The organism is Bartonella sp. CL434QHHD (assembly GCF_042195145.1).
Lineage (GTDB): Bacteria > Pseudomonadota > Alphaproteobacteria > Rhizobiales > Rhizobiaceae > Bartonella.
This window is the reverse complement of the sequence record NZ_JBHINT010000008.1, coordinates 1-1,461: the sequence shown is the minus strand read 5'-3', so window position 1 is coordinate 1,461 and position 1,461 is coordinate 1. Positions and strand designations below refer to the sequence as shown.

Below are 1,461 nucleotides of genomic sequence, written 5' to 3'. Positions count from 1 at the left end.
GCAATTGACAGATCTCGCGGCAAAGAGGAACAACAAAGCGTTGTCTTTTATGGCACGCGTCCCTTTATTCAAAGTGGTGAACTCAATGAAGTTCAAACCATTATAAGGGGACGGCATTACCGATACAAGATATTGATTTATAATGATAATCTAGCGTTATTCATATTGAGTTAGAATCCCGAATAACGGAAGATTCTCTCATTTCAAATCTGTTTATCTTGAATCAATCAAAACCACTCATTTGCACATAACAAGTGGGATGAGTGTGTGGATCAAATTTGTATAAGAAAGGATTAAAAAATGGCTCTTATGAACCGTCTTAATGCAAGATCTGTCGCAACATTGGGGGCTGGCAAATATAATGATGGTGCCGGCTTGCTTCTTCATAAGCGTAAAGATGGAGGTGCTCAATGGATTTATCGTTATACCATTCATGGTCGTCGTCGTGAAATGGGATTGGGAGCGTTGCGAGATGTCTCTTTAAAACAAGCCCGTGAATTGGCAACTGGGTGGCGTTCGGTTTTACGTGAGGGCCGTGACCCCATTAAAGAACGCAATAAACAAAAGCGTGAAGCAATAAGCAATCTCCATTATTTAAAAGATATTGCCGTGGATGCTTTTGAAAGTCGTAAAGCTGAACTCAAGAATGATGGTAAAGATGGAGATTGGTTTTTACCTTTACGCCTTCATATTCTCCCTAAATTAGGTTGTCTGCCGGTTTCTGAGATTACACAAACTGAGATACGCAACACTATTGCCCCTATCTGGCATACAAAAGCTGTTACAGCGCGTAGAGCTCTCATTCGTCTCAATCTTTGTCTCAAACATGCGGCTGCTTTGGGTTTAGATGTTGATTTACAAGCAGTAGAAAAAGCACGCGCTCTCTTAGGCAAACAACGCCATAAAATCAAAAACTTACCTGCAATGGATTGGAAAGATGTTCCCGCTTTTTATAAAACACTCTGTGAAGCATCAACCATAACACAACTGGCTTTGCGTTTGCTTATTCTGACAGGTGTTCGTACCAATCCTTTACGTCATATTCATAAAGATCAAATTGATGGGGATATATGGACCATACCTGCTGAAAATATGAAAGGCAAGCGTGATACAACAAAAGAATTTCGCGGCCTTTATCAACTGAAGCATTAGACATTTTAAAACAAGCACGATTGCTTTCTCGTAATGATTTCTTTTTTTCTGCTAAAGGTCGCGGTCCCCTCGCTGAGAAGTGTATGGCTCAATATATGAGAGACAATAAACTTGAAGCCTGCCCGCATGGTTTTCGCTCTAGTTTACGCGATTGGCTAGCAGAAACAACCGATGCCCCCTATGAGGTCGCTGAAACCATTCTAAGTCATACAGTAGGAGGACAAGTAAAGCGCTCCTATCGTCGTACTGACTATCTAGAACAGCGCCGTGTCTATATGGATAAATGGGCGGCTTATGTCACGGGTCAAT

At 41.4% G+C, this 1,461-nt stretch carries 1 pseudogene; it reads left to right on the top strand.

The features are described from left to right. Nucleotides 1–300: 300 nt before the first annotated feature. Nucleotides 301–1,461: pseudogene (locus ACFILN_RS01285) on the top strand (tyrosine-type recombinase/integrase); the annotation flags it as partial.